Annotated in this window: 4 protein-coding genes; all 4 read left to right on the top strand. The window is 71.7% G+C overall.

From position 1 onward, the window contains the following. The first annotated feature begins 71 nt into the window (after positions 1–71). Entirely contained in the window at positions 72–488 is a 417-nt protein-coding gene (locus tag IEY93_RS36960; RefSeq protein ID WP_189167819.1) for a YbaB/EbfC family nucleoid-associated protein, read from the top strand. 148 nt (positions 489–636) lie between these two features. After that, positions 637–2514 (top strand): DUF4062 domain-containing protein, encoded by a 1878-nt coding sequence (locus IEY93_RS36955; RefSeq protein WP_189167818.1) that lies wholly within the window; start codon positions 637–639, stop codon positions 2512–2514. Further along, a complete protein-coding gene (locus IEY93_RS36950) occupies positions 2511–5462 on the top strand; it encodes an nSTAND1 domain-containing NTPase (RefSeq protein WP_189167817.1) in 2952 nt (983 codons plus the stop codon). The genes IEY93_RS36955 and IEY93_RS36950 overlap by 4 nt, the downstream gene beginning before the upstream one ends. A 375-nt stretch (positions 5463–5837) precedes the next feature. Continuing rightward, a partial coding sequence (locus IEY93_RS36945; protein WP_229691790.1) for a pectate lyase family protein occupies positions 5838–6467 on the top strand: 630 nt, incomplete at its 3' end.

Genomic DNA, 6467 nt, shown 5'->3' with positions numbered 1-6467 from the left:
GCAGAGAGCAAACCAGTCAGGGACGGCATTCCCCCGTCACCTGAAGGCGACGCTCCCCTGCCGAGGTTCTGATGGAGGACCTGGACCCGAACCCCGCGAACTGGCGGCACGGCGAGCTGGAGAAGGACGCCGAGCGGGCAGCGCGGATCATGGCATGGGTGGAGCAGGGGCAGCACGAGCTGGAGTCGCTGACCGGGGAGGGCGAGGGCGGCGACGGCCGGATCAAGGTCACCGCGGGTTCGGACGGGCGGGTGCTCGACGTCGTGATCACCCCGCGGGCCATGCGCCTCGACAGCCGCACGCTGGCCGAAGAGCTGCTGACGGCCGTCCGCCGGGCGCAGGACGACGCCGAGCGCAAGGGCATGGCGCTGCTCGGCGAGGCACTGGGCGAGGTGCTGCCCACCGGCGCGTTCGGCGCCGAGCCGGTCGAGGAGCGGTACGCCCGCCTCCTCGACCACTTCGACCGCTCCGGAGGTACCGGCCCTTGAAGCACAGGCTTCTGATGCACGGGCTCCTGAAGTGCTGGTTCCTGGAGCCTGCCTGTGGAGCCTCCGCGTCCGGACCGCCGTCCCTGGAGCGTGACCTGATGGCTTCTTCCTGAAGTGGGCTCACAGCGGACCCGTCTCTGGGGCGGCCATGGTGGAGCCGCCCGTCCCGGGAACCGGGCTTCGGGAGCGGCTCGGCCACCCTCGGCTCCGTTCGCCGGAACAGCAGAGCCGTTCGCCGGGCCGCCGGCGGCGGGGCGGCGTTACGATCCTGGACAGGGTCGGGGGGCCGCGTCGAGCTGACCGGGAGGCTCCGCTGGACAAGACGCTCAAGGTCTACCTTTCCTCCACGTGGGCGGACCTCCAGTGGCACCGCAGGTCCGCGTACGACGCCATGCGCGCCCTCGGGCTGGACGTGATCGGCATGGAGGACTACGTGTCCAGGGACGAGCGTCCCGTCGAGTACTGCCTGAAGGACGTCGCCGCGTGTGATCTGTACGTGGGCCTGTTCGCCTACCGCTACGGCTCCGTCCCGGAGGCCGGCAATCCAGGGCGGCTGTCCATCACCGAGCTGGAGTACCGCACCGCGGGTGAGAAGCGCATCCCCCGGCTGATCTTCATGGTGCCCGAGGACGCCGATTGGCACATGGCGCACGTGGACGCGGTGACCGGTGACGGCGAGCACGGCCTGCATATCCGGCGGCTGCGCGCGGAGCTGGCCGGCGCGCACACGGTGCGCCACTTCACCACGCCCGACCAGTTACGCGCGGCCGTCGGGGAGAGTGTCTCGCGCCGGCTGCAGGAACGCGGCGCCTGGCGCGGCCCGGCCCCCACGCCCGTCACCCACCCCCGCGAGATCGGCACGGATCTGCTCCTCCTGCACGCCCCCGCCGACGACGAGACGGCCGAGGAGCTGAAGCTACGCCTGGGCGTGGTCCACCGGGTGCGCAGCTCGAACGCCGCGCTCACCGCCACCGCCGCCGACCTCGCGGTCCTCGACGACCTCGTCGCCTCCGCCCGGGCCGTGGCGGTGCTGCTCTCCGACGTCGCCCTGCGCACCATGGACGACGACCCGGACCGGTCCCGCCGCGTGCTGGACCTCGCGCGCGGCCGCACGGGGACGCTGCTCGGCGTGGCCGAGCACCCGGTGGCCGAGGACGTGCGGCGCCGGCTCGGCCTCACCGGGGTCGTCACCTCGGGCGGCGGCTCCCGCGAGACGGCGCTCTCCGCGCTGGCCGGTGGCCTGCACACCGCGCTCACCCGGCACGTGCCCGCCACGCCCTGGCCACAGGTCGGAGTGCCGGTCGTGGTGGTCGCGATGACCCGGGACGAGGCGCGGGAGGTGCTCGCGGACCCGCCCGGGCCGCTGCGCGATCTGCTCGGCCCGCTCGGCGCGGACGCCTCCGACCGGCTGCTCGCCCGCTACGCCGAGTCGAGAGCGGGCTGGCGGCCGTTCGCCGACTCGGGCGAGAGCGTCCAGGACCTGCTCACGCGCGCCGTCGACCAGGCCAATCGGGACCCCGCCCCGCTCGGCGGCCGGGGCATCATGCTGCGGCCCTACCCCTTCGACGCCCTGCTGACCGACAACCTCGCCATGTGGCCCGTGTACGACAAGATCGCCCGGATGGGCTGTCTGCTGGTGCTGGACGAGCTGTCCCTGTGCCACCCGGAGTTGCGCCGGGTGTTCCGCGCGTCGCCGTTCGCCGGCAGTGACCAGACCGCGCTGGTCGGCCTTTCCCCGTTGGACCCCGCGGCGGGCACCCCGCACGAACGCTTCAGGGAGCACCTGACGAGCTGGCTGCTGACCGCCGACCACCGGTTCAGGGTCGGCCTCGACCCGCTGTGCGAGCTGGGCGTCCCCCGGCGGCCGAACCTGGAGCGGTGGCTGCGCGGCAGCCTGCCCCGCACGCTCGACGTGGTGCGGGACGCGCCGCGCGACGAACGCAAGCTCCGCGACTTCGCCTCCGAGCTGCACGCCCATCCGAGCCCGGCCATGAGCCGGCTCATCGCGGGGGAGGGCCTGGCATGATCGTCACCTTCTACTCCTACAAGGGCGGCGTCGGGCGCACCATGGCGCTCGCCAACCTGGCCGACCTGCTGGCCCGCAGCGGCCTGCGCGTCCTGATGATCGATTTCGACCTGGAGGCGCCCGGCCTGGAGCACTGCTTCCCCATCGACCACGCGGCCGTCCGCGGCGGGGAAGGGCTGCTGGACCTCCTGCTGGCCTACAAGTACGAGATGTCGGTGGCGTCGTCCGGCGGCCCCGGTGAGCCGACCTTCCGCGACCTCGGCCGGTTCACCACCACCGTGTACCCCGAGCGGGAGCGGGCCGGTGCGCTCGATTTGATCGCCGCCGGCCGGCGGCGCACCGACGAGCAGGTGGCGCGGTACGGCCTCGAACTGCGCCGCTTCGACTGGACCGACTTCTACCGCTCCTGGTCCGGTGAGCTGTTCTTCGAGTGGCTGCGCCGCGAGGTCACCGAGAAGTACGACGTCGTGCTGGTGGACAGCCGTACCGGCCTGACCGAGACCGGCGGCGTCTGCGCCTACCAGCTCGCCGACGTGGTCGTGACGCTGTGCGCGCCGAACGCGCAGAACATCGAGGGCACTGACGCGATGGTCCGGCACTTCCTGTCCCCGGAGGTGCGCGCCGCGCGCGGCGACCGCCCGCTGGAAATGGTCGTGGTGCCGTCCCGGGTTGACGAGAGCGACCCCGGGCGGGCGGCGGAGTTCCAGCGGGTCTTCGTCGAGCGGTTCGCCCGCTACCTGCCGGAGGCGCTCGCCCGGGGCGGCATGGACTTCTGGGACCTGCGCATCCCCTACGACCCGGGTGCGGCGTTCAGCGAGGGCGTGGTGACCGACCCGGCCGAGTCCGAGCGGCGCCGCGGCCTCGCCGCCGCCTACGGCGGGCTGCTCACCGCCGTCGCCCACCTGGCGCCGCGCTGGAGCCCGGTGGCCGAGCTGGCCGCGGCCGAGCCCGGCGGCGAGACCGGTTTCGCGCCCGAGGTCCCCGGTTCCGGGCGGCGGGTGCGGCATCCCGTTGAGCCCTCCTACGACCCCACGACCCGCTTCGCGGCACCGGACGTCTTCGTTCTGTACCCGCCGGACGCGGCGGATCAGGCGCGGCACGTCCGGGAGGTGCTGGGCTCGGAGGCCACGTCGTCGGTCGTGGCCTGGCGTTATGACCAGAGGACGCCGGACCCCCTGCTCGATCGCCCGACCGCCGACCGGATGATGGCCGCCGGGTCGGTCGTCCTCATCCTGGTCACCGCCGGCTTCGACCCCCGCCAGTGGATCGGGATGACCTTCCCGCAGGACGGTGCGGGGGTCGTCGTGCCCGTCCTGCTGCCCGGCGCCGACCCCGAGTGGCTGCCCGCCGGCCTGCGTGAGCTCTTGTGGCTGGACTTCCGGGACGGCTTCGAGGAGGAGCGCTTCGTGGCCGAGGTCCGCCGCGTCCTCAGCGCGAGCTCACACGGCACCCGGGTACGGTCGCGGCGGGCATACGAGGACGATGCGCCGCCGCGGAATCCGTTCGTGGGGCTGGCCCCCTTCGGCGAGGAGTCGGCGGCCGACTTCTTCGGGCGGCATGCCGAAATCGCCCAGATCATCGGCATGCTCGCCGACCTGCGCATCTGCGTGATCAGCGGCCCGGCGGGCTCGGGGAAGACCAGCCTGGTGCAGGCGGGGGTGGTGCCGGCACTGCGCCGTGGCGCGGTGCCGGGCAGTGAGCGGTGGCCGGTGGTCGAGCTCGACGTGGCCGCCCTCGACCCCGACGTGCTGCTCCAGCGGCTGACCGCTCTGCTGCCGGGCGCCGGGGGATCGGGGCCGGCGCTGGAGTTCCACCAACTGGTCGACTCGCTGGCCGAGCGGTTCGGGAGGGTCGTCGTCGTCCTCGACCCGGCGGAGGAGCTTCTCACCCTGCGATCCACCTATGAGCGCCGCCTACTCCTGGATCTGATCACCAGGCCCGCGCTGCGTGCCGTTCTCGTGCCGATCGTGGTCCTGCGCTCGGAGTACCTGGACGCCGCCATGACGGACCCGGCGCTCGGCGCCCTGATGACACCGCGGGCGATCGTCTGGCTGAAACCGGCCGGAGAAGCGCTGCTGCGTGAGGCGATGGAGGCGCCGGCCGCGCGGGCCGGTGTCGCCTTCGAGCCGGGCCTGGTGGACCGCATCGTCGCCGATTTCGGTGACGAGTCCGTGGCGCTCCCATTCCTGCAGTTCGTGTTCTCGCTGTTGTGGGAGCGCCGCACCGACGGATACCTGACGCACGCCGCCTACAACGAGATGGGCGGGCTGCGCGCGGTGCTGTCCGGGCCCGCGGAGAACGTCCTGGCGGGTCTGGAGGAGCGTGACCGGCACATCGCCCGCGTGGTGCTGCTCCGGCTGGTGCTACTGAACGAGGACGGCGAGCCTCATGCGGTCGCGGTGGTTCGAGACGATCTGCTGCGGGCCGCCTGCGCCGAGGGGTACGAAGCGGCGGACGTCGAGCGGGTGGTGTCCGTGCTGGTCGCCGCCCGCCTGCTGACGGCGGACGCCGCGGGAGTGCGACTGGCGCACGAGGCGTTGCTCACCCGGTGGCCCAGGCTGCGCGGCTGGATCGACGACGAGCAGGCCGACCTGCGGCTACTCTCCCAGGTCGAATACTGGGCACGGCTCTGGGAGCAGTCGGAACGAACTTCTGTGGATGCCTGGCTGAGTGACGGCCCGTTACAGCGACTGGCGGACCGGCGGTTGCGGGTCAGGCTCTCGCCGTGGGCCCTCTCCTGCTTGGAGCGGTCGGAACGGCTTCGAAGGTGGCGGCGCGGACAGTTCCGGCTGATCTTGCTCGGGCCTTTCCTGCTGGCGATTTGCATCGCCGCGGCGATCGCAGCGGCGATGGGCTGGATCGCCTGGACGTTGGCCGTCGTCTTCCTGGTGGCGACGCTGGTGGAGACGGGCGTCGTCGCGGCCCGTGCCTACGTCTTACAGCCGTAGCCCGTCCCTTGGGCGGCGACGCACGGTCCCCCTCCGTACGATCTCCGGCCGCTGACGAACACGGGTCTACGGTCTCCCCCGGGTGTGGTCGCACGCTCCTCCCATGCACCGCGCGGGGTGCCGGTACCTGCCGATACGCCTGAACGTTTCATGGCGTTCACAGATGTGAAACCTGTTCCTCATACGGGAATCAAGGACCGCCCAGCTAGGCGGGCATGTGGCATTGCCCGGCCGGTCAGTGGGTTTCTCCTGCTTCACCTGGCTCCTTGACAGCCGTGAGGCTGATTTTTACGTTCATGCCGTTCGCTCACATGTATGCCGTACACGTATGTGAACGCGTACGGCGTAGCCGCAACGAACCCCGAGGAGTAGATCGTGGGCGTGATCGTGACAAGAAGGCGGGCGGGCGTCCTGCTCGCCCTGGCGACGGCATCGGGCCTGGCGCTGGCGGGCGGCATCGCGAACGGCGTGTCCGCGACCGCCGCGCCGAACTCGGCCCGCGCGGCCCTGATGGCGGGCCCCAACGACCTGGTGGGCTGGGCCACCCAGGGCGGTGGCACCACCGGCGGCAGCGGCAACCCCATCACGGTGAACAGCGCGTCGGCGCTGACCAGCGCGCTCTCGTCGTCCAACCCGGCGATCATCCGGGTCTCCGGGACGATCAACTGCTCCGGGATGCTGAAGGTCACCTCGAACAAGAGCGTGATCGGCAACTCCGGGGCCACCATCGCCGGCTGCGGGCTGAACGTGAACAAGGCGTCGAACGTCATCATCCGGAACCTGACCTTCCGGAACTGGAACGACGATGCGATCAACGTGCAGTACTCGACCCGGGTGTGGATCGGCAACAACACGCTCAGCAACGGCTACGACGGCGCGATCGACATCAAGCGGGCCAGCGACTACGTCACCGTCTCCTGGAACCGCATCTCCAGCCACGACAAGACGATGCTGCTCGGCCACAGCGACGACAACGGCGCCGAGGACCGCGGGCACCTGCGGGTG

Source organism: Sphaerisporangium melleum (assembly GCF_014646695.1).
GTDB lineage: Bacteria > Actinomycetota > Actinomycetes > Streptosporangiales > Streptosporangiaceae > Sphaerisporangium > Sphaerisporangium melleum.
The sequence above is the reverse complement of the archived record's forward strand: the minus strand, read 5'-3'. Positions and strand labels throughout refer to the sequence as shown.

Bases quoted from the DNA above. Each gene is read 5' to 3' on its own strand.
- IEY93_RS36960 (WP_189167819.1), top strand. From the start codon at position 72: ATGGAGGACCTGGACCCGAACCCCGCGAACTGGCGGCACGGCGAGCTG.
- IEY93_RS36955 (WP_189167818.1), top strand. From the start codon at position 637: ATGGTGGAGCCGCCCGTCCCGGGAACCGGGCTTCGGGAGCGGCTCGGC.
- IEY93_RS36950 (WP_189167817.1), top strand. From the start codon at position 2,511: ATGATCGTCACCTTCTACTCCTACAAGGGCGGCGTCGGGCGCACCATG.